25 protein-coding genes are annotated in these 26,660 nt (G+C 49.6%); 24 read left to right on the forward strand and 1 reads right to left on the reverse strand.

The features are described from left to right. Positions 1-33 precede the first annotated feature (33 nt). From ACZ5FK_RS01260 to ACZ5FK_RS01345, 18 genes are all read left to right on the forward strand, one after another. Positions 34-876 (forward strand): RodZ domain-containing protein, encoded by an 843-nt coding sequence (locus tag ACZ5FK_RS01260; RefSeq protein ID WP_464806111.1) that lies wholly within the window; start codon positions 34-36, stop codon positions 874-876. 66 nt (positions 877-942) lie between these two features. Then, on the forward strand, positions 943-1,521 hold the full coding sequence (pgsA, locus tag ACZ5FK_RS01265; protein ID WP_464806112.1) for a CDP-diacylglycerol--glycerol-3-phosphate 3-phosphatidyltransferase: 579 nt from the start codon (positions 943-945) through the stop codon (positions 1,519-1,521). A gap of 12 nt (positions 1,522-1,533) precedes the next feature. Further along, the gene (locus ACZ5FK_RS01270; RefSeq protein WP_464806113.1) at positions 1,534-2,781 is read left to right on the forward strand and encodes a competence/damage-inducible protein A; all 1,248 of its coding nucleotides are present in this window, start codon (positions 1,534-1,536) and stop codon (positions 2,779-2,781) included. Between the two features lie 189 nt (positions 2,782-2,970). Beyond that, on the forward strand, positions 2,971-4,035 hold the full coding sequence (gene recA, locus ACZ5FK_RS01275; RefSeq protein ID WP_464806114.1) for a recombinase RecA: 1,065 nt from the start codon (positions 2,971-2,973) through the stop codon (positions 4,033-4,035). A 216-nt stretch (positions 4,036-4,251) separates the two neighbouring features. Then, positions 4,252-5,808 carry a ribonuclease Y gene (gene rny / locus ACZ5FK_RS01280; RefSeq protein WP_464806115.1) on the forward strand — a complete coding sequence of 519 codons (1,557 nt, stop codon included), beginning with the start codon at positions 4,252-4,254 and terminating at the stop codon, positions 5,806-5,808. Between the two features lie 61 nt (positions 5,809-5,869). Then, positions 5,870-6,667, forward strand: coding sequence for a TIGR00282 family metallophosphoesterase (locus ACZ5FK_RS01285; RefSeq protein WP_464806116.1), 798 nt, complete (start codon positions 5,870-5,872; stop codon positions 6,665-6,667). An 85-nt stretch (positions 6,668-6,752) separates the two neighbouring features. Further along, entirely contained in the window at positions 6,753-7,022 is a 270-nt protein-coding gene (locus ACZ5FK_RS01290; RefSeq protein ID WP_184206618.1) for a stage V sporulation protein S, read from the forward strand. A gap of 165 nt (positions 7,023-7,187) precedes the next feature. Beyond that, positions 7,188-8,744: a tRNA (N6-isopentenyl adenosine(37)-C2)-methylthiotransferase MiaB gene (gene miaB, locus ACZ5FK_RS01295; RefSeq protein ID WP_464806117.1), complete on the forward strand. Its 1,557-nt coding sequence runs from the start codon at positions 7,188-7,190 to the stop codon at positions 8,742-8,744. Next, positions 8,744-9,178 carry a YlbF/YmcA family competence regulator gene (locus ACZ5FK_RS01300; RefSeq protein WP_464806118.1) on the forward strand — a complete coding sequence of 145 codons (435 nt, stop codon included), beginning with the start codon at positions 8,744-8,746 and terminating at the stop codon, positions 9,176-9,178. Before miaB ends, ACZ5FK_RS01300 begins: the two co-directional genes overlap by 1 nt. Before the next feature lie 134 nt (positions 9,179-9,312). Further along, entirely contained in the window at positions 9,313-9,819 is a 507-nt protein-coding gene (gene cotE / locus ACZ5FK_RS01305; protein WP_464807329.1) for an outer spore coat protein CotE, read from the forward strand. 183 nt (positions 9,820-10,002) lie between these two features. Beyond that, the gene (mutS, locus tag ACZ5FK_RS01310; RefSeq protein ID WP_464806119.1) at positions 10,003-12,552 is read left to right on the forward strand and encodes a DNA mismatch repair protein MutS; all 2,550 of its coding nucleotides are present in this window, start codon (positions 10,003-10,005) and stop codon (positions 12,550-12,552) included. 29 nt (positions 12,553-12,581) lie between these two features. Then, entirely contained in the window at positions 12,582-14,468 is a 1,887-nt protein-coding gene (gene mutL / locus ACZ5FK_RS01315; protein ID WP_464806120.1) for a DNA mismatch repair endonuclease MutL, read from the forward strand. A 17-nt stretch (positions 14,469-14,485) separates the two neighbouring features. Next, a complete protein-coding gene (glpK, locus tag ACZ5FK_RS01320; protein WP_464806121.1) occupies positions 14,486-15,979 on the forward strand; it encodes a glycerol kinase GlpK in 1,494 nt (497 codons plus the stop codon). An 11-nt stretch (positions 15,980-15,990) separates the two neighbouring features. Continuing rightward, positions 15,991-17,637, forward strand: a complete 1,647-nt coding sequence (locus tag ACZ5FK_RS01325) for a glycerol-3-phosphate dehydrogenase/oxidase (RefSeq protein ID WP_464806122.1) — start codon at positions 15,991-15,993, stop codon at positions 17,635-17,637. Continuing rightward, a complete protein-coding gene (locus ACZ5FK_RS01330) occupies positions 17,637-18,551 on the forward strand; it encodes an alpha/beta fold hydrolase (protein WP_464806123.1) in 915 nt (304 codons plus the stop codon). The genes ACZ5FK_RS01325 and ACZ5FK_RS01330 overlap by 1 nt, the downstream gene beginning before the upstream one ends. Then, entirely contained in the window at positions 18,548-19,519 is a 972-nt protein-coding gene (gene miaA / locus ACZ5FK_RS01335; RefSeq protein ID WP_464807330.1) for a tRNA (adenosine(37)-N6)-dimethylallyltransferase MiaA, read from the forward strand. The genes ACZ5FK_RS01330 and miaA overlap by 4 nt, the downstream gene beginning before the upstream one ends. Positions 19,520-19,536: 17 nt before the next feature. After that, a complete protein-coding gene (hfq, locus tag ACZ5FK_RS01340) occupies positions 19,537-19,761 on the forward strand; it encodes an RNA chaperone Hfq (protein ID WP_464806124.1) in 225 nt (74 codons plus the stop codon). A gap of 125 nt (positions 19,762-19,886) precedes the next feature. Beyond that, entirely contained in the window at positions 19,887-21,146 is a 1,260-nt protein-coding gene (locus ACZ5FK_RS01345; RefSeq protein WP_464806125.1) for a methionine gamma-lyase family protein, read from the forward strand. Positions 21,147-21,200: 54 nt separating this feature from the next. On the opposite strand, the gene lexA is transcribed toward ACZ5FK_RS01345, so the two are convergent. Next, positions 21,201-21,821 carry a transcriptional repressor LexA gene (gene lexA, locus ACZ5FK_RS01350; RefSeq protein WP_464806126.1) on the reverse strand — a complete coding sequence of 207 codons (621 nt, stop codon included), beginning with the start codon at positions 21,819-21,821 and terminating at the stop codon, positions 21,201-21,203. A 181-nt stretch (positions 21,822-22,002) separates the two neighbouring features. On the opposite strand from lexA, the gene yneA reads away from it, so the two are divergent. From yneA to ACZ5FK_RS01380, 6 genes are all read left to right on the forward strand, one after another. After that, positions 22,003-22,317, forward strand: a complete 315-nt coding sequence (yneA, locus tag ACZ5FK_RS01355) for a cell division suppressor protein YneA (protein ID WP_464806127.1) — start codon at positions 22,003-22,005, stop codon at positions 22,315-22,317. Continuing rightward, positions 22,314-22,970 carry a YneB family resolvase-like protein gene (locus ACZ5FK_RS01360; protein WP_464806128.1) on the forward strand — a complete coding sequence of 219 codons (657 nt, stop codon included), beginning with the start codon at positions 22,314-22,316 and terminating at the stop codon, positions 22,968-22,970. The genes yneA and ACZ5FK_RS01360 overlap by 4 nt, the downstream gene beginning before the upstream one ends. Before the next feature lie 103 nt (positions 22,971-23,073). Next, positions 23,074-23,307 (forward strand): DUF896 domain-containing protein, encoded by a 234-nt coding sequence (locus ACZ5FK_RS01365; protein ID WP_464806129.1) that lies wholly within the window; start codon positions 23,074-23,076, stop codon positions 23,305-23,307. 99 nt (positions 23,308-23,406) lie between these two features. Further along, complete coding sequence (tkt, locus tag ACZ5FK_RS01370) at positions 23,407-25,410, forward strand: transketolase (RefSeq protein WP_464806130.1); 2,004 nt, start codon at positions 23,407-23,409, stop codon at positions 25,408-25,410. 203 nt (positions 25,411-25,613) lie between these two features. Beyond that, entirely contained in the window at positions 25,614-26,060 is a 447-nt protein-coding gene (sirA, locus tag ACZ5FK_RS01375; protein WP_464806131.1) for a sporulation inhibitor of replication protein SirA, read from the forward strand. 227 nt (positions 26,061-26,287) lie between these two features. Next, positions 26,288-26,506 carry a YneF family protein gene (locus tag ACZ5FK_RS01380; protein ID WP_464806132.1) on the forward strand — a complete coding sequence of 73 codons (219 nt, stop codon included), beginning with the start codon at positions 26,288-26,290 and terminating at the stop codon, positions 26,504-26,506. Positions 26,507-26,660: the final 154 nt, after the last annotated feature.

Below are 26,660 nucleotides of genomic sequence, written 5' to 3' on the forward strand. Positions count from 1 at the left end.
CTCAGAGAGGCGAGAACAGCTAAGGGATACACATTGGATGATTTACAATCATTGACGAAGATTCAGAAACGGTACCTTTCCGGTATTGAAAATGAAGATTACAGCATGATGCCCGGCTCGTTCTATGTACGTGCTTTTATCAAGCAATATGCAGAGGCGGTGGGCCTTGACGCTGATGAGATGCTGTCATTGTATAAGGATTCCGCTCCAGAAGGGAATGGCGGCGGAGAGGAACAGCAGATCTCCCCTCCGCAAATGTCCCGCAAGCGCGGCCTGCGGGCAAGCAGCCGCTTCAATGAAATTGCGCCGAAAATCATCGTAGCGCTCTTTATCCTTGTCATCATCATCGTCAGTTGGGTGCTGTATCAAAACCGGCCAGACAAGCCGATCGCAGAAACGGATGCCGGCCTGACGGTGGATCAGAACCCATCATCCCTTCCGGATAAAAAACCGGCTGGGGAAGCAGGCAAACCGGACGCCGGCGAGGTCCAGGAGGATGACGGCGAGACGGATCCGGCAGGTGAACAGCCAGCTCAGGAAGAACCTGAGCCTCCAGCGCAGGCACTCACGTACGTCTCGACAAGCGGGGAAGATTCAGTGTACACGCTCACTAATTCTGACGCATTCAATCTTGAGATCAAGACGAACGGCGAAACGTGGATCGGCGTGCGTGACACCGTGACAAAAGAGGAGCTGCTTCCCGGAGGCGCAAGAACCTTGAAAGCGGGCGAACAAGCTGAACTGCCTGTCGACAGGGATTCGGTCCGTATCCGTGTTGGAAGGACTCAGCATACTGAAATATATGTCAACGGCGAACTGCTGCAGTTCAATTCCGACAAAATCACACAAAATATCATTATTGAATACAAGAAATGAAAATAGTCATCTTCGCGGATGACTATTTTCATTCCTGCCATATATCGAAAAGGACTGGTGAAACAAGTGAACCTACCGAATAAGATTACCGTATCACGCGTGTTTCTCATTCCCGTCTTCATCATTTTCATGCTGTTTGACTTCGGGATGGGCTCAATTGAAATTGGCGGCACTACCATGCCGGCCGCGCAGCTGATTGGAGCGCTTCTTTTCATCATCGCAGCTGCGACTGACTGGTTTGACGGACATTTGGCACGCAAGCATAATCTCGTGACGAATATGGGGAAATTCCTTGATCCGCTTGCGGATAAGCTGCTTGTTTCTGCTGCACTTATCATCCTTGTTGAAATGGGGCTGGCGCCCTCCTGGGTCGTCATCATCATAATCAGCAGGGAGTTCGCCGTGACGGGGCTCAGGCTCATCCTGGCGGGCGGAGGCGAGGTTGTAGCAGCGAACCAGCTGGGGAAGATCAAGACGACGACACAGCTGATCGCCATTGCGTCGCTGCTGCTGAACAATATCTTTTTTGAAGCGATCAACGTCCCGTTCGGTACGATCATGTTATACATCTCGCTCATTTTTACGATCTGGTCGGGCGTGGATTATTTTTATAAAAACAGACGGGTGCTGCTTGATTCCATGTAAGGGGGCGCTAGTATGAAAGCTGAAATTATTGCGGTCGGTTCCGAACTTCTCCTTGGACAGATAGTAAACACAAATGCCAAATTCATATCCCGCAGACTGGCGGAAATCGGGATTGACTGCCATTATCAAACTGTTGTCGGTGACAATCCAACAAGGCTTGACGAATCGATTGCCATCGCTCAAGGAAGGGCGGACCTTATCATTTTTACAGGAGGACTCGGCCCGACAAAAGATGATCTGACGAAGGAAACAATCGCGAGACGGCTTGGTGCTGGGCTCGTCAGTGACCTCTCAGCCCTTCAGTCGATTCAGGCCTATTTCGATCGTACACACCGTGTCATGACAGAGAACAATAAAAAGCAGGCGCTTGTCCTTGAAGGCTCCACCATTCTCGTGAATAACAACGGCATGGCCCCGGGAATGGGTATCGAAAGGGATGGCATCCGGTATATTTTGCTACCCGGCCCTCCGCATGAAATGGAACCGATGTTTGAAAATGAAGCGGTTCCCTACCTGCTCGGGCTTCTGGGGACCAATGAGGTGATCCGGTCCCGGATCCTGAAGTTTTACGGGATTGGTGAAGCCGAACTGGAATATCGCGTCCAGCCCATCATCGACCGTCAAACAAACCCGACAGTCGCACCGCTCGCTTCTAAGGATGCTGTCACTCTCCGCCTGACAGCAAAAGCCTCTTCCTCTGAACAGGCGATGGAACTGATCAAACCAGTTGAAAAAGAGATACGTGATATTGTCGGCGAGTATGTATATGGCATCGATGATGACACCCTCCCATCCAAAGCGGTTGAATTGTTAAAAGCGCATAACATGACGATTGCTGCAGCCGAAAGCTTGACTGCAGGGATGTTTATGGCTGAAATCGCGGATGTGCCAGGTGCCAGCTCCGTGCTGAAAGGCGGGGTTGTCGTCTATGACGAGGAAGCGAAGATTGCCCAGCTTGGCATACCGGCAAAGCTGCTGGATGAATCGGGTGTAGTCAGCGCTGCCTGTGCTGAGGCGCTTGCGATCAAAGTCAGGGAAAAATTCGGGACAGATATTGGAGTCGGCCTGACAGGGGCTGCGGGCCCTGATGCGCATGCCGGTGAGCCGGCGGGCACTGTCTGGATCGGCATTGCCGCTAAGGGGCAGGATGTCGCCTCCTTCAAACTGGATCTTTCAGGCTCACGTAATTCCAATCGAAAAAGAGCAAGCCATTTTGCCTTGTATTATCTGATTTCGATAGTTCGGAAGATCGGCTGTTGAAAGACTAAGGCAAACTCATGATTTGCTGCTTATTCTCATTTAAAACCTGGATTTGGACTTGATTCTCAATTAAATCATAATTTCCGAAGAAAAAATCGAATATCCGTTCGTTTATTATTTGTGTATTTCTCAAAAAAGGAGTATAGTAGAGATAGGAACAAAGAACACACCTTTTGGGGAGGAATCATTTTGAGCGAACGTAAAGCTGCGTTGGAGCAGGCTTTGAAACAAATCGAAAAACAGTTCGGAAAAGGATCTGTCATGAAATTGGGCGAACAGACTGACCGTCAGATCGCCACGTCATCATCGGGATCGCTGGCACTTGACGCGGCACTAGGGGTAGGCGGCTATCCGCGCGGGCGTGTTATTGAGATTTATGGACCTGAGAGTTCGGGTAAGACGACAGTAGCATTGCACGCGATCGCGGAAGTGCAGGCTTCAGGCGGACAAGCCGCATTCATCGACGCTGAGCATGCGCTGGATCCTGTCTATGCACAGAAGCTTGGCGTCAATATTGACGAATTGCTGCTCTCGCAGCCAGACACTGGAGAGCAGGCGCTTGAGATTGCGGAAGCGCTCGTACGAAGCGGCGCGATCGACATCATCGTCATCGACTCGGTGGCTGCGCTTGTGCCGAAAGCGGAGATCGAGGGTGAAATGGGGGATGCGCACGTAGGACTCCAAGCACGGCTCATGTCGCAGGCCCTCCGGAAACTGTCCGGGGCGATCAATAAGTCCAAGACGATTGCAGTCTTCATCAACCAGATCCGTGAAAAGGTCGGCGTCATGTTCGGTAACCCGGAAGTCACGCCAGGCGGACGGGCCCTCAAGTTCTACTCTTCCGTACGCCTTGAAGTGCGCCGGGGAGAAGCGATCAAGTCCGGAAACGACATTATGGGTAACAAGACACGGATCCGCGTCGTCAAAAATAAAGTTGCGCCGCCGTTCCGTACTGCTGAAGTCGACATCATGTATGGCGAAGGCATTTCCAAAGAAGGCGAAATCGTCGATCTTGGCGCTGAGCTCGAAGTGGTCCAAAAGAGCGGTGCCTGGTATTCCTATGAAGGCGAACGCCTTGGCCAAGGCCGTGAGAACGCCAAGGCATTCCTTAAAGAGAACAAGGATATCCGTGCGGAAATTGCAAACAAGATCAGGGATTCCTATGGTCTTGCCAGTGCCAACTATGTCATCGCAGGACATGATGAGGACGAGGAAGATGAGGAACTTGAACTATTCCTCGAAGAAAAAGAATAAGATTTATATGGAAGCCGGCTCCCTTCACCATTCGGGGAATCGGCTTTTCCCTTTTACAGTGCATGATGGCGACATGAATCCTTGACATGTCTTTTTTACACATATACAATTAGAATTGTATAATTTCTCACCAAAGAAAAATATATGGCAGTATGTTGTATTTTAATATACGAGCCGACTGAAAACGAAAAGAATAAGCTGGAGGAGGTGACTTGAATGGTTGCTAATATCTTCTCCGCTTTGCTTGGTCTGGCCGTCGGTGCAGTTGTTATCTACTCAGTTATGAAAAAAGTGAATGATTCAAAAGTGACGGGTGCCAAACACTCTGCTGAAATGATCGTCGAAGAGGCGAAGCGTGAAGCGGAGGCATTGAAAAAAGAGGCACTGCTTGAAGCAAAAGATGAAAATCACAAATTGAGGATTGAAGCGGAAAATGAAATCCGTGAGCGGCGCTCGGAACTGCAGAAGCAGGAAAACCGGCTCCTGCAACGGGAAGAAAATCTTGACCGCAAGGATGATGCTCTCAATAAAAGAGAAGCGGGACTGGAGCGCAAAGATGATGCGCTTACAGGAAGACAACAGCATATTGAACAGATGGAACGCAAGGCGGAAGAGCTCGTAAATGCTCAACAGGAAGAACTGGAGAGAATTTCAGCACTTACTAGAGAGGAAGCGAAACGCGTCATTCTCGATGAGGTGGAAAATGAACTCTCGACAGATATTGCTGTCATGACAAAAGAGTCGGAGTTGCGGGCAAAAGAAGAGTCTGAGAAGAAGGCGCGTGAAATCCTGTCCCTTGCATTGCAGCGTTTTGCTGCAGATCATGTGGCTGAGACAACTGTATCGGTTGTCAATTTGCCAAATGATGAGATGAAGGGCCGGATCATCGGCCGTGAAGGACGTAATATCCGTACGCTAGAGACGCTTACAGGAATCGACTTAATCATCGATGACACGCCTGAAGCGGTCATCCTTTCAGGTTTCGATCCGGTACGCCGGGAAATTGCACGGCTGGCCCTTGAGAAACTTGTTCAGGATGGAAGAATCCATCCGGCACGCATTGAGGAAATGGTAGACAAGGCACGCCGGGAAGTCGATGAACTGATCCGTGAAAAAGGGGAGCAGACGACTTTCGACATCGGCGTCCACAATTTGCACCCGGATTTGATCAAAATTCTGGGCCGCCTTCATTTCCGGACAAGCTATGGCCAGAACGTGCTCAAACACTCAAAGGAAGTCGCTTATCTCGCAGGTTTGCTTGCAGCGGAACTCGGGGAAGATGTCAATCTCGCAAGACGCGCTGGGCTATTGCATGATATCGGGAAAGCGATTGACCATGAAGTGGAAGGAAGCCACGTACAGATTGGCGTTGAACTTGCGACGAAGTACAAGGAGCATCCTGTCGTCATTAACAGTATCGCTTCCCACCATGGGGATGAAGAGGCGACTTCAGTCATCGCGGTGCTTGTAGCTGCCGCTGACGCATTGTCTGCCGCACGTCCTGGGGCGCGCAGTGAAACGCTTGAGAACTATATCCGCAGGCTTCAGAAGCTTGAAGAGATTTCGGAATCCTATGATGGTGTGGAAAAATCATTTGCCATCCAGGCTGGCCGTGAAGTACGCATCATCGTGCGTCCGGATCAGATCGATGACATTACAGCGCACCGGCTTGCGCGTGATATCCGCAAACGGATCGAAGAGGAACTCGATTATCCAGGTCATATAAAAGTGACCGTCATCCGTGAAACGCGGGCAGTCGAATACGCAAAATAACAATAGGAAAAGGCATCCACTTAAAGTGTCGGATGCCTTTTTCTTATATGGAGGAACAGTCATGAAAGTTTTATTTATCGGCGATATTGTTGGTTCACCCGGCAGGGATATGGTCTCCGACTACTTGCCCCGCATGAAACATAAATACAAGCCGGATGTCGTCATCGCAAATGGAGAGAATGCCGCTTCTGGAAGGGGCATCACAAAGAGGATCTTTGATGATCTCCTGCTTGCAGGAGTCGATGTCGTCACGATGGGCAACCACACTTGGGACCATAAGGAGATTTATGATTTTATCGACGAGACAGAATATCTGATCCGTCCAGCAAACTTTTCGGAAGAAGCGCCGGGTAAAGGATCTACGACAATAACCAAAAATGGCGTTACCCTCACAGTCATCAATCTGCACGGCCGGACTTTCCTGCCGCCCCACGATGATCCATTCAAGAAAGCGGACGAGATGATCGCTGAAGCGAAGCAGGTTTCGCCGCTTGTGTTCGTCGACTTCCATGCAGAAGCGACGAGCGAGAAAATCGCCATGGGCTGGCATCTGGATGGCCGCGCTTCTGTCGTGGTCGGCACGCATACGCATGTTCAGACTGCGGATGAACGCATTTTGCCGGGCGGCACTGCCTATATTACAGATACAGGCATGACGGGTCCGTACGATGAGATCCTCGGCATGAAAAAAGAGGATGTGCTGTATAGATTCCAGACGAATTTGCCAGTCCGCTTTGAAGTCCCTAAAAAGGGGCGCGCTCAGTTGAACGGCCTGTTTGCGGTGGTGGACGACAAGACGGGCAAAGCGGTATCCGTCGAAAGGATCCTTATTAACGACGATCATCCGTTCAGCATATGATTCGCGTCTAAACCAGCCTTCTGTTTCATAGGATGTTCCATGGATGTATTCATTCCATAGACATCGTAAATGAGGAGGAAACATGGTGAGTCCGTTGAAAGTATCATCCCGCTCGAATCCAAATTCGGTCGCCGGCGCTCTCGTAGCAGTCATCCGGGATCAAGGGTATGCAGAAATGCAGGCGGTCGGCGCCGGGGCGCTCAATCAGGCGATCAAAGCGGTTGCCATTGCACGTGGTTTCGTCGCCCCGAGCGGCGGGGATCTCGTCTGCGCACCCGCTTTCACCGATATCCAGATCAACGGTGAAGGCCGCACAGCGTTGAAATTGCTAGTTGAAAAGCGAGTTCGTCAATAAAAAATTCATGCAGGGCTGCGAATCTTACAGAGCGCAGCCCTTTGCTTTTGGTTGTGACAATCATTCGACAATCGGCCGCGTCCTTGTAAACGGGCACCCGCTTTCGATATAATGGTACAAGTATGTAGAAAATTCCCGGAAAGTGGTTGGAAAGGGGACAGACACATGAATGAAGAACAGCGCATCGCGGGAAGCCTCATCAAACCAGGATTAGGTGCAACCGGCGGTGCGGGTGAAAAAGACTACAGCAAATACTTCGAGAAGATCTATACACCCCCATCCTTGAAAGACGCGAAAAAACGGGGGAAAGAGGAAATCGAATATCATCATGACTTTACGATCGATGAGCAGTTCCGCGGGATGGGCAATGGCCGGAAATTTTATATCCGCACGTATGGCTGCCAGATGAATGAGCATGACACCGAAGTGATGGCCGGCATCTTCACCGAACTCGGCTATACACCGACAGATACTGTTGAGGATGCGGATGTGATCTTGCTGAACACATGCGCCATCCGTGAGAATGCGGAAAATAAGGTGTTTGGCGAACTCGGGCATCTGAAGCCGCTCAAACTTGAGAATCCCGGACTGCTGATCGGCGTCTGCGGCTGCATGTCCCAGGAAGAAGCGGTGGTGAAGAAAATCCTGAAGACGTACGACCAAGTCGATATGATCTTCGGGACGCATAATATCCACAGGCTGCCGAATATCCTGCATGATGCCTATATGTCGAAAGAAATGGTCATCGAAGTATGGTCCAAAGAGGGCGACATCATCGAGAACCTTCCGAAAGTCCGTCACGGCAATATTAAAGCATGGGTGAATATCATGTATGGCTGTGATAAGTTCTGCACGTATTGCATCGTTCCCTATACACGGGGGAAAGAGCGGAGCCGGCGCCCGGAAGACATCATCCAAGAAGTCCGGAGCCTTGCCGCTCGCGGATATAAGGAAATCATGCTGCTCGGCCAGAACGTCAATGCTTACGGCAAAGACTTCGATGATATCGACTATCGGCTCGGGGACCTGATGGACGACTTGCGGAAAATCGATATACCACGGATCCGCTTCACGACAAGCCATCCGCGTGATTTCGATGACCATCTGATCGAAGTACTTGCAAAAGGCGGGAATCTGCTGGATCATATCCACTTGCCTGTCCAATCAGGGTCGAGTGATATCCTGAAGATCATGGCGAGAAAATACACAAGGGAACAGTACCTGGAACTTGTGCGGAAGATCAAAACCGCCATTCCGAGTGTAACATTGACAACCGATATCATCGTCGGCTTCCCGAATGAGACAGATGAGCAATTCGAGGAGACCCTTTCCCTCTACAAGGAAGTCGGCTTTGAAATGGCCTACACATATATCTACTCACCGCGGGAAGGCACCCCCGCAGCGAAGATGAAAGACAATATCCCGATGGAAGTGAAGCGCGAGCGTTTGCAGCGGCTCAACCAGCTCGTCAATGAGATGTCTGCGGAAGCCATGAAACCGTACAAAGGGAAAGTTGTCAAAGTCCTCGTCGAAGGGGAGAGCAAACGGAATCCGGAAGTGCTATCCGGTTACACCGAGAAGAACAAGCTCGTCAATTTCAAAGCTCCGCGTTCAGTGATCGGTGAAATCGTCAATGTCAAAGTAATAGAAGCAAAAACATGGTCGCTCGACGGTGAATTCATTGGCGTAGCGGAACAGGAACAGGAAAAGGTGACAGTCTAATGGAAAAACAATACACTAAAGATGAAATCGTCGCGAAAGCTCGTGAAATCGCGCATATGATCGCCAATACGGAACAAGTTGATTTCTTCAAGAAAGCAGAAGCGCAAATTAACGAAAATCAAAAAGTGAGGGAAAAGATCGCAAGCCTCAAATCACTCCAGACACAGGCGGTCAACTTCCAGCATTATGAAAAGGAACGCGCCCTTGGAATCATCGAAGGCAAAATCGATGCACTGCAGAAGGAGATTGACGACATTCCGATCGTCCAGGAGTTCCAGCAATCACAAGTGGAAGTGAATGAATTGCTGCAGCTCGTTTCACACACAATTGCGAATACGGTGACGAACGAAGTCATCGAGTCGACAGGCGGGGATCTCTTGCGGGGCGAGACCGGCTCATATGTTGAAAATACAAGACATAAACCACTTTCATAATTCATAGAATCGGTGAGGAGCAAATCCTTGCCGATTTTTTTCACTTTCTGGGCTTTCGGTGCATAGGATGAATAGAAGTCAATGAAGGAGGAAAAGAGCTGAAGAATTTACGCCAGATCGTTACAAAGGCAGTCATTGCGAAAGGGAAAAAGCGGACCGAGTCGGATGTTTCTTTATCACCGCCGAACAGGCCGTCCAGCATACTCGGCTGCTGGGTGATCAATCACACGCATCAGGCGAAGAAGAATGGCCGGTATGTGGAAGTGAGTGGGAAGTTCGATGTGAATGTCTGGTATTCGCATCACGATCACTCCAAAACAAGCGTATATACAGAAAGCATTACGTATAAAGACCGTATCAAACTGCACTATCGTGACGAACCGGCTTCCGGCCAAGAAGAAGTCCTCGTAAGCGTCGTCCAGCATCCGAATTGCACAGAAGCAATCATTTCGGAATGTGGAGCGAAATTCGTCATTAAAGTGGAGCGGGAGCTTGTGGCGGAAGTCGTCGGCGAAACGAAAGTGTGTATTACCATCCATCCACATCAGTTTGAAGAGGAATGGCCGCTTGATGATGAATCGTCATCCGAGGTCCAGGCCGTCCATACGGAACCGAAGGGGAATGACGCTCCTTCAAGCTAAGCCGGTTTAAGAAGCCGGCTTTTTCTTTTTGCCTGTCCGCCATTGTGCAAGGGGTACCATACGGATATTTGCAATTTAAGCCACCGAATGAACGGCGCCTTGAGTTCTGGTATACTACTATATATCCGAAAGGCGGCATGTAAGCCGTCTGTATAATTGAGTCAGATGATGAGAGGGTAAACCATGAATACATACACACCGATGATTAATCAATACTTGCAAGTGAAGGCGGACCATCAAGACGCCTTCCTGTTTTTCCGCCTTGGCGATTTCTATGAAATGTTTTTCCAGGATGCGATTGACGCATCAAATATTTTGGAAATCACACTGACAAGCCGGGATGGGGGCTCCACGGAGAAGATTCCGATGTGCGGCGTGCCCTACCATTCCGCCGAGGGATATATCGAGACGCTCGTCCAGAAAGGCCATAAGGTGGCAATCTGCGAGCAGACCGAAGATCCTAAGGCGGCGAAAGGGATCGTCAAACGGGAAGTCGTAAAAATCATAACGCCCGGCACTTTGACGGAAGGCAAGACAGTTGACGCGGCTTCTAATCATTTTATTGCGGCGGCTGAAATGCTGGAGAACGGAGGATTTGCCTTAGCCTATGTGGACCTGGCGACAGGTGAAGGTAAGGCGGAACGCATCGAAGGGACGGAGCGGTCCTTCATCGCGGAAGCGGAAGCGCTCGGCATCCGGGAAATCGTAGCTTCCGAGCAGCTCCACCTTTCACTGAGCGACAGTTTGGCGAAGCGGGGGATCGTCCTGTCCATGGAAACGGAGATAGATGGGTGTCCTGATGACCTGCTTGTCAGCATTCCTATGGATATACAAGAGTCTTGCAGGACGCTCTATTCCTATGTGAGACGTATGCGGAAGACATCATTATCCCATATCAAGCCTTTCACTTTCATTGAAAAGAATGCGAAGCTGTCAATCGATGCGAATTCCATGCGCAATTTGGAACTGGTGCAGTCGATCCGGACGGGGAGCAAAGAAGGCACTCTGTTCTGGGTGCTTGATGAGACGGTTACTGCAATGGGCGCCAGGAAATTAAAATCATGGCTGCGCCAGCCGCTCGCGGAAAAAGAGGAGATCTCTAAGCGGCTCGATAAGGTAACCGCGTTATTTGACAATTATTTCTTGCGGGAAGACTGCAAAATACTATTGAAAGATGTCTATGATATGGAACGGCTTGCAGGCCGCATTTCCATGGGGAGTGCAAGCGGCAGAGATCTGGCGCAGCTTCGGAATTCGCTTCGGAAAGTGCCTTCACTGAGATCTGCACTGTTGGAGTCGGGAGAAGACAATCTCAAAGAGCTGGCACAAAGCATAGATCCTTGCGAGGAAGTGCTTGAACTTCTCGAGAGATCGATTGATGAAAATCCTCCTCTCTCTTTAAAAGAAGGCGGTATGATCAAAGACGGTTTTGATGACCGGCTTGATACATTGCGGGATGCCTCTAAAAACGGCAAGGCATGGCTTGCGGATCTCGAACGTAAAGAACGTGAACGGACAGGCATCAAGTCACTCAAAATCGGCTACAACCGGGTGTTCGGCTACTATATCGAAGTGACAAAGGCGAACGCGGGCCTCGCTGATCTGTCACGGTATGAACGGAAACAGACATTGGCTAACGCCGAGAGGTTTATCACACCGGAGCTTAAGGAAAAAGAGGAACTTATCCTGAATGCGGAATCGGATAGCCAGGAGCTGGAGTACACGCTGTTCATCGGGATTCGCGACTTGGTGAAAGAGCATATCCGTGCCATTCAGCACCTCTCAGGCATCCTTGCTGAACTTGATGTCTTCCTGTCCTTAGCGACGGTGGCGGAAAGGGAAAAATACACACGCCCTGCGTTCCATGAAGGAAGAGGGTTCACAATTAAAAACGGCAGGCATCCGGTCGTGGAGAAGATGATGGACCACTCGCTGTATATACCGAACAGCTGCACTTTATCGGAAGAGGCGAATATGCTTCTTATCACAGGACCTAATATGTCGGGGAAGAGTACATACATGCGGCAGGTCGCACTTACTGCCATCATGGCGCAGATCGGAAGCTATGTCCCTTGCGAGCTTGCTGAATTGCCTATTACAGACCAGATTTTCACCAGGATCGGCGCGGCTGACGATCTTGCTTCCGGACAAAGCACATTCATGATGGAGATGATGGAATCACAGAATGCAATCCAGCATGCGACTGAAAAAAGTCTGCTCCTATTCGACGAGATCGGAAGGGGAACTTCGACGTATGATGGCATGTCGCTCGCTCAAGCGATGATGGAGTATATCCATGATGAGATTGGAGCGAATACGCTATTTTCAACACACTACCATGAGTTGACGAAGCTCGACCAGAAGCTCTCAAGGCTCGCGAACGTGCATGTGGCAGCTGTCGAGCAGGACGGAAAAGTCGTGTTCTTGCACAAAGTGATGGCGGGGGCTGCAGATAAAAGCTACGGAATCCATGTGGCAGAACTTGCAGGCCTGCCTTCGGTAATTTTGGAACGGGCCAAACATCTCCTGGAAGAGTTTGAAAAGACAGGGCGGCAGCAAGAAAAGCCGGCAGAATCGCAGCAGATCTCTTTCTTTGATATGGAGTCCGTGGAAGAGGGAATGACGGAAGAAGAGACGGCTGTTCTGGAAGCCATCAAGGAGACGGATATAGTAAACATGACACCGATGCAGGCGATGGACGCCATCCATAAGTGGAAAAGCAGGTTATTGTAACCACGCAAAGCGGGAAAGGAGGCGGCATGGTGGATATTATCACAGTGATGGACGATGCCTTGTCGAATAAAATTGCAGCCGGCGAAGTCGTGGAACGCCCGGCTTCTGTCGTAAAGGAACTTGTCGAGAACGCGATTGATGCAGGCAGCACGTCAATCGAGATTGCATTGGAAGAAGCTGGACTCACATCGATCCGAGTAACGGATAACGGTAAAGGGATGTCCAGAAAAGATGCACTGCTTGCGTTTGAACGGCATGCGACGAGCAAGATTGTGAACGAACATGATCTATTCCGCATCCGAACCCTTGGATTTCGGGGGGAGGCGCTTGCTAGTATCGCCGCGGTATCAAAAGTTAGGCTCTGGACGTCGGACGGTGAAGAAGAAGGGACCGAAGTCAGCTTGGAAGGCGGACGGATCGCACATCATTCGCATGCCCCATTTCGCAAGGGGACGGATATTACAGTGAGCCAGCTGTTTTTCAATACGCCAGCACGCCTGAAATATGTGAAGACGATCCAGACGGAGCTTGGCCATTCGATCGATCTCATCAACCGGCTGGCCATCAGCCATCCGCACATCGCTTTTAAACTTACCCATGATGCGAATACCATATTGCAAACTTCAGGCACAGGCGACTTGCGACGGGTCCTTGCGGATATTTACAGCATGGAAGCCGCCCGTAAGATGGTTCCGTTCACCGGAGAAAATGCGGACTATAAAGTGAATGGTTTCATTACATTGCCGGAGATCACGAGGGCTTCCAAAAACTACATGACTCTTGTAGTGAACGGCAGATGGGTGAAAAGCTATCCCGTCGTCAACGCAGTCCTTGACGGGATGCACACATACCTTCCGATCGGCAGGTTTCCGATTGCAGTTATCAATGTGGAGGCAGATCCGTTCCTCACTGATGTGAACGTCCACCCGAGCAAACAGCTGATCCGCGTCAGCAAAGAAGGGGAGCTGCTCGGCCTGATCAGGTCTGCAATCAGGGATGCCATCAAAGCGAGGGTGCTCATCCCTGACGCGGTCAAGAAGGAATCCGCACCCCGGCCCGTTTCCATGCAGACGAACATGTGGAGCGAATTGGACCGAAAACCGAGGACGCCGCCGTTGCCTGATAAATCCGTTCCCGCCTCAGAAGAGACGGCTGGAACCACTTTACGGGGTTACGAAAAACAGACGGAAACTGCCATCGCGGTAAATGACCCTCCTGCAAGTGTCATTGAACAGCAGCTGGATGGCCCAAACCTGCAAGAGGAGACGCAGGTTCCTGTGGAAGATGAGGTTCTAGCGGGGCCGGTCTGCGAAGAGGCAGAAGAGAAACCAGGGTTCCCTTCCCTCGTGCCGGTCGGCCAAGTGCACGGAACGTACATCATTGCGCAAAATGAAGATGGGTTTTATATGATTGATCAGCATGCTGCCCAGGAACGGATCAAATATGAGTTTTTCCGCAAAAAAGTAGGGGAAGTGGACAGTGAGGAACGACAAATGCTGCTCATGCCGCTCATTTTCCATTATTCAGGGAATGATAAAGTGAAGATCGAGGAACATATAGAGGCACTCCGTTCGGTCGGAGTGTATCTAGAAGAGTTTGGTCCTTCCTCCTATACGGTGAAAGAGCACCCTTCCTGGTTTCCGAAAGGCGAGGAATCTATGATTATCGAGCAGATCATAGAACAAGTGCTCACTGACAGGAAAGTCGATATCGCGAAATTGCGGGAAGAGGCGGCGATCATGATGAGCTGTAAGAAATCGATCAAAGCCAACCATTATTTGACGATAGCGGATATGGAGAGGCTGCTTGAGGACCTGTCATGCGCTGAAAATCCTTACACTTGTCCTCACGGCAGGCCGGTGCTCATCCATTTTTCTTCTTATGAAATTGAAAAAATGTTCAAGCGGGTCATGTGAAAAAGGGAGTGATTGAAGTGGGGAAGTTCATATTGGCAATCGATCAGGGGACAACCAGTACACGGGCGATCCTATTTGATCGGCAGGGAGAGATTGTGCATACGGCGCAGCGGGAGTTCAAGCAATATTACCCGAAGCCGGGCTGGGTTGAACATAATGCGAATGAAATATGGGGAACCGTCCTTTCCGTCATCGCATCGGTGCTGACGGAAAGCGGCCATCAGCCTGAGGATATCGCAGGGATCGGCATAACGAACCAGCGGGAGACCGCTGTTGTCTGGGATGCGAAAACCGGACAGCCGGCTTATCATGCAATCGTATGGCAATCCAGGCAGAGCCAGGATGTGATTGAAGCTGTCAAAAAAGCGGGCCATTCGAAGATGATCAAAGATAAGACAGGTCTTGAGCTCGATCCGTATTTTTCGGCTTCCAAAGTGAAATGGATGCTGGATAACGTGGAGGGGCTAAGGGAGCGTGCAGAAGCCGGCGGACTGTTATTCGGGACGATTGAAACATTCCTCATCTGGAAACTTTCCGGGGGGGCAGTTCATGTCACCGATTACTCCAACGCATCACGGACAATGCTGCTGAATATCGAAAATCTCAAGTGGGATGACGAACTTTGCGCTTTGTTTGATATTCCGAAAGACATGCTGCCTGAAGTCAGATCATCTTCTGAAGTGTATGGCAAGACAGATCCCGCTGTCTTTTTCGGCGCGGCCGTTCCGATTGCTGGCGCAGCCGGGGATCAGCAGTGCGCCCTCTTCGGCCAGACATGCTTCAAAGAAGGCATGGCAAAGAACACTTACGGCACCGGCTGTTTCATGCTCATGAACACAGGGAGTGAAATGGTGCGCTCTGACAATGGCCTGTTGACAACGATTGCATGGGGAATCGATGGCAAAGTGACATATGCACTTGAAGGCAGCGTCTTCGTTGCGGGCTCTGCGATCCAGTGGCTCAGGGACGGGCTCCGGATGATCAAGCATGCAGCAGATACGGAAGGGTATGCTTCGCGTGTGCAGTCGAGCGACGGCGTCTATGTTGTCCCTGCTTTCGTTGGCCTTGGGACACCATATTGGGATTCCGATGCCCGCGGTGCCATTTTTGGACTGACGCGCGGCACGGATAAGGAACATTTCATCCGGGCGACAGTCGAATCGCTTGCTTATCAGTCGAATGATGTTCTTTTGACGATGGAGAAAGATGCAGGCATGAAGATGGACATCCTCCGCGTCGACGGCGGAGCTGTATCAAACGAGTTCCTTATGCAGTTCCAGAGCGATCTGCTGCAGATCCAGGTGGAGCGTCCGAAGTATTTGGAGACAACCGCGGTTGGCGCTGCCTATTTGGCGGGACTGGCGACCGGATTCTATGATTCCATGGCGGCTCTTGAGAAATTGCGGTCCATTGAAAAAAGCTATTCTCCGAAAATGGAAGTATCAGAGCGGGACCGGTTGTATGAAGGGTGGAAGAAAGCGGTAGCAGCGACACGTGTCTTTACAAACTAAGGAGTGATTTGATGTTATCAGCGCTGGAACGGCCCAAATGGAAGCAATACTTATCGGAATACGAATTTGATCTGTTAATCATCGGAGGTGGCATTACAGGAGCAGGAATTGCTCTCGATGCAGTGACGCGAGGATTATCGGTTGCCCTTATTGAGATGCAAGATTTTGCTCAGGGAACATCCAGCCGGTCAACAAAACTTGTCCATGGCGGATTGCGTTATTTGAAACAGCTGGAAGTGAAGATTGTTGCTGAAACCGGCCGTGAAAGGGAAATCGTCTATACGAACGCCCTTCACGTCACGACGCCAGAACGCATGCTGCTGCCCTTCCATAAAGGGGGCACATTCGGCAAGTTCACAACGTCAGCGGGCTTACTCGTCTATGACAAGCTTGCAGGAGTCCGGAAAGAGGAACGCCGTGAAATGCTGACTGCAGATGAGGTGCTCGATATGGAGCCGCTCGTCAAAGAGGATGGCCTGCTGGGCGGAGGTCATTACGTGGAATACCGTACTGATGACGCACGGCTGACGATAGAAACGATGAAAAAGGCGGCTGAAGAGGGCGCTGTTTGCCTGAATTACATGAAAATGGAGCAGTTCACATACGGTGAAGACGGCAAAGTGAATGGGGCGCTTGCGAAGGATATGCTGACCGGGGAGACGATCTCCATCTCTGCTTCGGCTATTGTGAACGCAACAGGTCCTTGGGTTGACGATATTAGGAAAAAGGACGGAATCTCTGGGAACAAACGTCTTCGACTGACAAAAGGGGTCCACATTGTCCTCGATAAATCGGTTTTTCCACTTCGGCAGGCAATCTACTTTGACGCACCTGACGGAAGGATGATTTTTGCCATTCCTCGCGGGGAGAAGGCGTATATCGGAACAACGGACACTTTCTATGAAGGAGACCCGAGCAATCCGCTTGCGACAGAAGAGGACGTCGACTACTTGCTGAAGGCTCTTCATTATATATTTCCGGCTGTAAAAGCGGGTCCTGAACATGTGGAGTCGACTTGGGCGGGTGTACGTCCGCTGATTTATGAGGAAGGCAAGGATGCTTCCGAGATTTCAAGGAGAGACGAGATCTGGGAATCTGACAGCGGCTTGCTTACCATCGCAGGCGGCAAACTGACAGGGTACCGGAAAATGGCAGAGACGGTAGTTGACCGTGTCGTCAAAAAACTTCACGGGAAAACAATCGGCCCGTGTGTCACGGAACATCTTCGGCTGTCTGGCGGGGATTTCAAAGACGAGGACCATTATGCCGCTTTTCTTGCCAGCCAATCTAAAGAGGCACCTCTTTTCGGTCTTTCTGAAGAAGAAGGATTGCGGCTCGCGTCCCATTATGGATCGAACGTTCCCCTGCTTTTCAATTATGCTCATGCGCTTGGAGCGGAAGAAAGCGGCATGCCGGTATCCCTTAAAGCTGAAGTGCTATATTCCATACATTATGAGATGGCGATGACGCCGTCAGACTTTTTGATACGCCGTACAGGTGCTCTCTATTTCAATATTGATTCCGTGAAACGGTATAAGCAGGAAGTGGCAGACTATATGGCGAAACTGCTGTCTTACAGTGATGAAGATAAGGCCCGTCTGCTTAATGAGATTGAGGAGCATATCGAAGAAGCAGAACTTCTGAAAGGTGAAATGTAATGGACTCACAAGTATTGCGCATGAAAGACGGCGCAGATATTTTTACAGTCATGGAGCGGCCGAAGGGACAACTCAAGGGGCACGTTCACATACTTCACGGCATGTCGGAACATATCGGGCGCTATGAAGATTTCATGGGGTTCATGTCAGATAATGGATATGCAGTATCCGGTCATGATCACCGAGGTCACGGAAAGACATCCGAGCTTAGCGGAAAGCTCGGTCATTTTGGAAATGAAGCGGACTTTGAAACAATTGTTGAAGATGCGCATCAGGTCATTGAATATTACCAATGCACTTTGAAAAACGCGCCCCTATTCCTGCTTGGCCACAGCATGGGATCCTTTGCTGCCCGCAGGTACGTTCAGCTGTATCCGGGCGATACTAGCCGTCTCCTTCTTCTAGGCACGGGCGGAGACCCTGGGCTCAGCCGGTCGGTTGGAACTATAATCGCCAAGGCGCGAGCCAAAACATCTGGCCTTGACGAGCCGGATCCGCTGCTGAATGCACTCATCTTCGGATCTTACGCCAAATCGGTGGAACATCCACAAACGCCTTTCGATTGGCTTTCAAGGGACAAGAAAGCTGTAAGTCATTATATGGAGGATCCGCTTTGCGGCGCGGTGCCAACAACAAAGTTCTTTCTTGATCTGTTTGAAGGATTGAAGCGGATTAATGAACAGGACGAGATCGAGAATGTGAGGAAGGACTTGCCGATTCTTTTTATGTCAGGAAGCGAAGATCCTGTCGGCGGCAAAGGAAAAGGAGTCTTCCAAGCGGCTGGACAATATGAGAAGGCGGGAGTCAACAACGTGACTGTCATGCTCTATGAAGGCGGCCGGCATGAGATCCTTCACGAGATTAATCAAAAAGAAGTGTATGAGGACATATTGAAATGGATGGGACAAATATGAAGGACCAATACCCGGTCATAGCGATTGTCGGGCCGACCGCATCAGGAAAAACAGCGTTAAGCGTAAGCCTGGCCAAAAGGCTTGATGGAGAAGTGATTAATGGCGACTCCATGCAAGTATATAGAGGGCTGGACATCGGGACGGCTAAAATCACGGCCGACGAAATGGATGGAGTCCCTCACCATCTGTTTGACTGCAAAGACCCGGGAGACGCCTACTCAGTCGCTGCATACCAGCAAGACGTCAGATGGTGGATCGAGGATATCCGCTCCCGAGGAAAGACGCCGATCATAGCGGGAGGGACAGGGATGTATATCCAGTCTGTGCTGTTCGATTACCGGTTCACAGATGAAGCCGCGGATGAAACGGTCCGTAAGTTCCTGGAGAAAGAGGCTGAACGGGTGGGGGCGGATGTTCTATATGAGAGACTCAGAACAGCAGATCCGGATAGTGCCAGCAAGATCCACCCGAATAATGTGCGCAGGGTTATCCGGGCCCTCGAGATCATCGAAGTGACCGGTAAGACAAAGGTGGAACATGAGCAGGGAAAAGGCAGATCCGTCCTTTATCCACATCTTTTAATTGGCTTGACGATGCCGCGGGATGTCCTCTATGGAAGGATTGACAGCCGTGTCGATTCAATGATCGAAAATGGACTGATCGAGGAGGCGAAGGGCCTTTGGCTGAAAAAACTGCCCCCTGGTTCACAAGCTGTACAGGCAATCGGCTACAAAGAACTGTTTTCATATTTTGAAGGCGAGTTGGATCTTTCCGAGGCAATCAATCAAATTAAAAAGAACACTCGCCATTACGCAAAGCGGCAGCTGACCTATTTACGGAATAAGATGGATGTCCGATGGTTCGACGCACTTAGCAGCAAGGAAGAAATGATTAGCGGAATTTTGCCGTTATTGAAGGATTTCACCCAGCCCGCATCGAATAATGTAAGCGAGGCAAAAGAAAAATAGAAGCGGAGGATGGGAGAATGGCACAAGGGAACATGCAAGATGTTTTTTTGAACTCATTGCGAAAGAACAATACGTTTGTGACAGTATTTTTGACGAACGGATTTCAGCTGAAAGGGCTGATCAAATCGTACGACAATTATACGGTATTGCTTGAATCGGACACCAAGCAACAGTTGATTTACAAACACGCCATTTCAACATATGTACCGAATAAGCCGGTTATTTTAAAAGACGAGGAATAATTGTAAGAGAGCAGGCAAATGCGCCTGCTTTTTTCTTTTTCCGATCAGAAATGACTGGTACTATAGAAGATGGACGGTTAGAAATACTCGATCATCCGAAGAATTAAGGAATGAGGCAAACGATTATGATTGAACCGATCAACGAAACAGAATGGGCACGAGCGGCTGCAGCAGAAGAGCAAATTGCCGGGCATATAAAAGAAGTGGAGCGGATCGCTTTCGAAAACCAGCGGAAAGTGCTGGCTGCATTCAGAAACAATATGGTAAGCGATTTTCATTTGACTGGAACGACAGGATACGGTTACGACGATAGCGGACGTGATGTGCTGGAGAAGGTGTATGCCGACGTATTCGGTACGGAAGCGTGTTTAGTGAGGAACCAGATCATTTCGGGAACGCACGCCATCTCCATCAGTCTTTTCGGCGTTTTGCGGCCAGGCGATGAGCTGCTTTATATAACAGGAAAACCTTATGATACACTTGAGTCGATTGTTTCAGGAAAAGGGAAGGATACAGGATCCCTGGAGGACTTCGGCATTGGGTATGAACATGTAGAACTGAAAGAAGACGGAACCGTCGATTTCGATGAAGTGGAGAAAAAAATAGGTCCGCGGACAAAGATGATCGCAATCCAACGATCGAAAGGCTATTCGGACAGGCCATCCTTCCGAATCAGCGAAATCGAGGAAATGGTGAATTTCGTCAAGAAGATCAATCCCGGCTTGATTGTATTTGTCGATAATTGTTATGGCGAATTCGTTGAATTGCAAGAACCAACTGAAATAGGAGCGGATTTGATGGCAGGATCTCTCATCAAAAATCCCGGGGGCGGACTTGCAAAAACCGGCGGCTATATAGCGGGAAGAGAAGATTTGATTGAAAAATGTGCTTATCGCATGACCTCCCCGGGTATTGGAGCGGAAGCCGGAGCGTCGCTGGATACGCTGCTGGACATGTATCAAGGATTCTTCCTTGCTCCTCACGTCGTTAGCCAAGCTGTAAAAGGTGCACTTTTCACCTCTGCATTCCTAGAAAGCTATGGATTTGATACAGCTCCGCATTACAGCGTGAAACGGACAGATCTTATTCAGTCCGTCAGTTTCAAAACAGCTGATCAAATGATCGCTTTTTGCAGAACAATCCAGGAAAATTCACCGATCAATGCCCACTACGCTCCAGAGCCATCTTATATGCCGGGTTATACAGATGATGTGATCATGGCAGCTGGTACATTCATACAAGGTTCCAGCATTGAACTGACCGCAGACGGGCCGATCAGGCCGCCATATCGTGCTTATATACAGGGCGGTTTGACATATGAGCATGTGAAAGCTGCGATTATCGCCTCCGTCAGCAAGTTGACTTCGGAACGACTGATTGATTGATTGATGAAAAAAGACTGTCTATGGCAATTTGGCCAAGACAGTCTTTTTTCTGGTTTAATGGATATGTCTATAGACGCCGATCACTTTTCCAAGTATGGAAACATTGTTGACGATGATCGGTTCCATGGAAGAGTTTTCTGGCTGCAGGCGGAAATAGTCTTTTTCTTTAAAGAAGCGTTTGACAGTCGCCTCATCCTCTTCTGTCATAGCGACGACGATCTCCCCGTTGCTCGCAGTCTGTGTCTGCTTGACGACTACATAATCACCGTTTAAAATGCCAGCCTCGATCATACTGTTGCCTACAATTTCAAGCATGAACAGTTGTTCATCAGAAGTGCCGTAGGACTCTGGCAGCGGGAAATATTCCTCTATATTTTCAATGGCGGTGATCGGCAGGCCGGCAGTTACCTTACCGACGAGCGGCACATGCAGGACACCCGGCTTAAGTGCATCCAGGCCCTCCGGATCCAGAATCTCAATTGCTCTCGGCTTCGTCGGGTCCCTGCGGATGAACCCTTTGCTTTCAAGTCTGGCCAGATGGCCGTGGACAGTGGAACTCGAAGCGAGTCCTACAGCCTCCCCGATTTCCCGGACGGATGGCGGATACCCTTTCATCCGCACCTCATCTTTGATGAATGTCAATATGTCCTGCTGCCTTTTTGATATCTTCTTCACTCGTCCCACCCCTTCAAAAATAGTATCGGTACATGCCCCGAATGGATTTAATTACAATAAGTATAACAGGTGTTCGGCTATAAAGCAAACAAAGGTTCGAAAAATCCGTTGACATGTGTAATATGGTGTCCTATAATGGGAACAAGTATTCCGAACAAACATTCTTACGGAGGGGATTCGAATGACTTTCTTGAAAAAATACATATATGTGCTCATCCTCGTGGTGTCCAGCACTTGTTTCACGCTAATCGGTATAAGCAAACATACAGAAAGCGATACATATGAAGAAATAACTGTGACGGAAGGAGATTCGCTATGGCAGCTGGCAATCGACCTTTATGGCAATGAGAGGCCGGGAAGATGGGTACAGGAAATGATGGTGATGAACAGCCTGGATTCCTCGGTCATCAAACCTGGAGACCGTCTGAAAGTGCCTGCTTCCACATCTTCGTTTAACAATATGGGTAATATGGAACTGGCGGGTGAAGGAAAATGAGCGCTGGCAGCTGCGTTCTGTACTGCCGGGTCAGTACGGAAAAAAACGAACAGGAACTTTCTCTTGTGAGGCAGGAGGAGGAATTGCGGCACCTTGCCGCGTCACTCGGTTACGAAGTGGCGGAGCATTTCAGTGACAGGCACAGTGGATACGATATCGAGAGAGAAGGGCTTCTTGGCCTGCTCGACTTCATTCGTGATGAGGAAATCGATGCCGTCCTGATCCAGGATGAAACTAGGCTTGGCCGGGGGAATGCGAGGGTCGCGATCCTCCATTTGCTTGCGAAGAGCGGAACTGCGGTCATATCAAACCATGACAATGGTCCGCTCGCCCTCAATGAGATGGATACTATGCTCCTGGAAATCCTGGCGATTGTGGAAGAGTACCAGCGGAAAATACATAACGCCAAGATAAGGCGCGGCATGAAACGGGCGATCCGGGAAGGGTACAGGCCGGAAGAGAACTTGCGCAATAAGGGGAATGCAGAGGGCCGGGAAAGGCTGGATGTCCCGATTGATGAAATTGTTGCGCTCAGAAGCAAGGGGCTGACTTTCGAGGAAATTGCGAGCGTGCTCAAAGGGCTCGGACATTCGATCAGCAAAGCGACGGTCCACCGCCGTTATAAAGAGTTTGAGATGGAGCAGGAAGGCTGAATGGTTGCCCTTCCTGCCCTTTTTGTATACATTTTATTGTAACGGAACCCTTATGGAATAGGAGCCGGGACAAGCAACAAGCAGATCAGGAGGAATACTGTCCATGTTATCAGCGGATAAAATCAAACGAATCAATGAACTATCCAAAAAGTCGAAAACGGTCGGATTGACAACGGAAGAGGCGAAGGAACAAACAGCGCTGCGAAAGGAATATCTTGAAACGTTCCGGACGTCGATGCGCGATACGATTGAAAATGTAAAAGTGATCGATCCTGAAGGTAATGACGTCACACCTGAGAAAGTGAAGAACGCACGCAACCGGAAATTCTTAAGCTGAACCGGGGACAATTTGTAATTCCGCCCCGGATTGTCTACACTATAGTAGAATGGAGCTTTTTCAGCAAGTACATGTTTGATTCGGGAAAGGATGTAGACAATGACTGAACAGATCGATCAATTAGCCATTAATACGATTAGGACGCTTTCAATCGATGCGATTGAAAAAGCGAACTCCGGGCATCCAGGTTTGCCGATGGGCGCTGCCCCTATGGCTTATACACTTTGGACAAAACATATGAGACATAATCCGTCGAACCCGAAATGGTTCAACCGTGACAGGTTTGTGTTATCTGCCGGGCATGGTTCCATGCTTCTATATAGCCTGTTGCACCTAAGCGGCTATGGTTTGACGATGGATGATATCAAGAACTTCCGCCAATGGGGCTCAAAAACCCCGGGTCATCCTGAATACGGCCATACGGCAGGCGTGGAAGCGACAACAGGACCACTTGGCCAAGGAATCGGCATGGCGGTGGGTATGGCGATGGCGGAAAAGCATCTCTCCGCTACTTACAATAAACCTGGCTTCGATGTGGTCGACCATTATACGTACGCTGTGTGCGGCGATGGCGATTTGATGGAAGGCGTAGCTGCCGAAGCGATCTCCCTTGCTGGCCATCTCCAGTTGAATAAATTGATTGTCCTTTATGACAGCAATGATATTTCTCTTGATGGCGATCTGGATATGTCGTTCACTGAAAACGTGAAAAAACGTTTTGAATCATACGGCTGGAATTATATCCGCGTAGAGGACGGAAATAATGTCGGCCTGATCTCCGAAGCGATCGAGCAGGCAAAAGGGAATACCGGTGGTCCGACAATGATAGAAGTGAAAACGGTCATCGGGTATGGTTCGCCGAATAAGTCTGGTAAATCGGACGTCCATGGAGCGCCGCTCGGCGAAGATGAAATGAAACTTACGAAAGAATATTACAAGTGGACATACGAGGAAGATTTCCATGTTCCAGATGGTGTCTATGAAACTTTCAAGGAAGCGACAGATGAGCTTGGCGTGAAAAACGAGCAGAAGTGGAACGATCTCTTCGAAAGATACTCTGCTGAGCATGCTGATCTTGCCAGCCAGCTGAAAGCTGCCATCATTCAGGAAGTCCCTCAAGACGTGAAAGACGGATTGCCGGTTTATGAAGCGGGTAAATCAGTCGCAACACGTTCCGCTTCTGGTGATGCAATCAATGCGATTGCGAAAGCCCTTCCGTCCTTCTTCGGGGGAAGCGCTGACCTTGCCGGTTCCAATAAGACGATGATCAAAGAAGCAGGTGATTTTCTGCCGGGCGACTTTACCGGTCGTAATATCTGGTTCGGAGTACGTGAATTCGCAATGGGAGCTGCGCTGAACGGCATGGCGCTGCATGGCGGTCTTCATGTGTTCGGCGGTACGTTCTTCGTCTTCAGTGATTATGTGCGGCCTGCAGTCCGTCTGTCAGCTCTTATGGGGACGCCGGTAACCTATGTCTTCACACATGACAGCATCGCTGTTGGAGAAGACGGACCGACACATGAACCTGTCGAACATCTTGCATCATTCCGTGCGATGCCAGGACTTACTGTAATTCGGCCGGCAGACGGAAATGAAACATCCGCAGCTTGGAATATTGCAGTGACATCAAAAGACAGACCGACTATGCTTGTCCTGTCACGTCAAAACTTGCCGGTTCTCGAGAAGACCCATGAACTCGCTGAAGATGGCGTGAAAAAAGGGGCTTATGTCGTATCGCCTGCCTCTAAGGGAACACCAGATGCCATCCTGATTGCCACAGGTTCCGAAGTTTCGCTCGCCGTAGATTCCCAAAAGGCATTGAAGGAACAGGGGATTGACGCTTCTGTTGTCTCTATGCCGTCATGGGATCTATTTGAACAGCAGGATGCTGGCTATAAAGAGACAGTCCTGCCGAAAGCAGTGAAAAAACGGCTCGCAATCGAAATGGGAGCTTCACTCGGCTGGCATAAGTATGTCGGTGATGAAGGGGAAGTACTTGCGATTGATACGTTCGGCGCAAGCGCACCTGGTGAGATTGTCATGGAGCAATACGGATTTACAACAGAAAATGTAGTCAATAAAGTGAAAGAGCTGATCGGATGACCGGCAGCCGGCAGATGACCTACTGTTCTGCCGGCTTTTTCTTTTGTTTGGCTCCCAGGCAAGCGGGGTAGAGAATAAATATTGATATTTTAGAAAAAGTTCATTAGAAATTCTATTCCGACAATATTAGTCGTTTTCCATTACAAGAACTGACACGTTTTTCAGCAGGTTTACGGTAGGATGGAGAAAAGGGGGTGATGGTTATGAGATCATACGAAATCTATAAGGTGAAGAAAAAGTATCTTTCTTTCATCATCGGCCGCGAACGGCTGCTGTATGATTTGCTAAAGGACGAAACTGACAGCGCACCTGCACGGGAAGTCACCTATCTATGTGACCACATAGAGCAGCAGACGATTGAAGTTGCGCTGCAGGAGAACCTTGGCAAATCATTCACGACTGTTGAAAGCGAAACTGGAAATTACCGCTTGACGCATCCGATGAAAGGAACGATCCATCTATCCGTCTCCCCTTATTCGGTACAGGCCTACTGTGATGGTTCCCGGATGCTGGATCTGGATCTGTTTGTCGCATTATCCGGCTTAAGCGACCGTTATTTCGCCGTCATGGACAACGCAGGTGAATGGGGATGGCTTAAGCCAGTCAAATATTCAAATCGGCTGATCGGTGATTCGTCAATCGCATTTTAATAACTGGAAGGCTGCCAAGCGCGGTGGTCTCCTTTTTCCGCAAAAGGCTATTTGTAATTGATACACGAAACTGTACGCTGAAAAAACGAATGAAAAAGGTATTTCCGCTCCAGCGCGCAAATAATCCGATGATTTCATATGCAGTCATTGCCATCCACTAGTGCGATGATGTATAATCCTTCATGGTGGAGTAAACTAGATTCCGGGTAGTGAAGGAGGTAGGACAGATGGTTTGGTGGATTCTTGGAATCATCGTCGCATTAATCGGAGGCGTCGCCCTCGGATTTTTCTTAGCACGTCAATATATGATGAAATACTTGAAGGAAAACCCGCCTATCAATGAGCAGATGCTGCGCATGATGATGATGCAAATGGGACAAAAGCCTTCACAAAAGAAAATCAATCAAATGATGGCTCAAATGAACAAAATGCAAGACAAAAAGTAATTGTATGCAGCGGGAAAACCTGCTGATTCAATCATACATTATGAATCAGCCGCCGATCCAAGGGACAATCCCTCGGACCGGCGGCTTTTTGCGTGCTTCTTTCTGCGATTGCTCCCCCAAATAACTGCAAGGGAACCAGAACCAGTTTGGCTTC

The sequence above is a fragment of the Sporosarcina sp. GTC18466 genome (assembly GCF_055389225.1).

What these genes read in the sequence shown, in the direction of transcription:
- ACZ5FK_RS01270 (WP_464806113.1), top strand. Translation starts at nt 1,534, where the DNA reads ATGAAAGCTGAAATTATTGCGGTCGGTTCCGAACTTCTCCTTGGACAG.
- rny (WP_464806115.1), top strand. Translation starts at nt 4,252, where the DNA reads ATGGTTGCTAATATCTTCTCCGCTTTGCTTGGTCTGGCCGTCGGTGCA.
- ACZ5FK_RS01285 (WP_464806116.1), top strand. Translation starts at nt 5,870, where the DNA reads ATGAAAGTTTTATTTATCGGCGATATTGTTGGTTCACCCGGCAGGGAT.
- miaB (WP_464806117.1), top strand. Translation starts at nt 7,188, where the DNA reads ATGAATGAAGAACAGCGCATCGCGGGAAGCCTCATCAAACCAGGATTA.
- ACZ5FK_RS01300 (WP_464806118.1), top strand. Translation starts at nt 8,744, where the DNA reads ATGGAAAAACAATACACTAAAGATGAAATCGTCGCGAAAGCTCGTGAA.
- mutS (WP_464806119.1), top strand. Translation starts at nt 10,003, where the DNA reads ATGAATACATACACACCGATGATTAATCAATACTTGCAAGTGAAGGCG.
- ACZ5FK_RS01325 (WP_464806122.1), top strand. Translation starts at nt 15,991, where the DNA reads ATGTTATCAGCGCTGGAACGGCCCAAATGGAAGCAATACTTATCGGAA.
- ACZ5FK_RS01330 (WP_464806123.1), top strand. Translation starts at nt 17,637, where the DNA reads ATGGACTCACAAGTATTGCGCATGAAAGACGGCGCAGATATTTTTACA.
- miaA (WP_464807330.1), top strand. Translation starts at nt 18,548, where the DNA reads ATGAAGGACCAATACCCGGTCATAGCGATTGTCGGGCCGACCGCATCA.
- hfq (WP_464806124.1), top strand. Translation starts at nt 19,537, where the DNA reads ATGGCACAAGGGAACATGCAAGATGTTTTTTTGAACTCATTGCGAAAG.
- ACZ5FK_RS01345 (WP_464806125.1), top strand. Translation starts at nt 19,887, where the DNA reads ATGATTGAACCGATCAACGAAACAGAATGGGCACGAGCGGCTGCAGCA.
- yneA (WP_464806127.1), top strand. Translation starts at nt 22,003, where the DNA reads ATGACTTTCTTGAAAAAATACATATATGTGCTCATCCTCGTGGTGTCC.
- ACZ5FK_RS01360 (WP_464806128.1), top strand. Translation starts at nt 22,314, where the DNA reads ATGAGCGCTGGCAGCTGCGTTCTGTACTGCCGGGTCAGTACGGAAAAA.
- ACZ5FK_RS01365 (WP_464806129.1), top strand. Translation starts at nt 23,074, where the DNA reads ATGTTATCAGCGGATAAAATCAAACGAATCAATGAACTATCCAAAAAG.
- tkt (WP_464806130.1), top strand. Translation starts at nt 23,407, where the DNA reads ATGACTGAACAGATCGATCAATTAGCCATTAATACGATTAGGACGCTT.
- sirA (WP_464806131.1), top strand. Translation starts at nt 25,614, where the DNA reads ATGAGATCATACGAAATCTATAAGGTGAAGAAAAAGTATCTTTCTTTC.
- ACZ5FK_RS01380 (WP_464806132.1), top strand. Translation starts at nt 26,288, where the DNA reads ATGGTTTGGTGGATTCTTGGAATCATCGTCGCATTAATCGGAGGCGTC.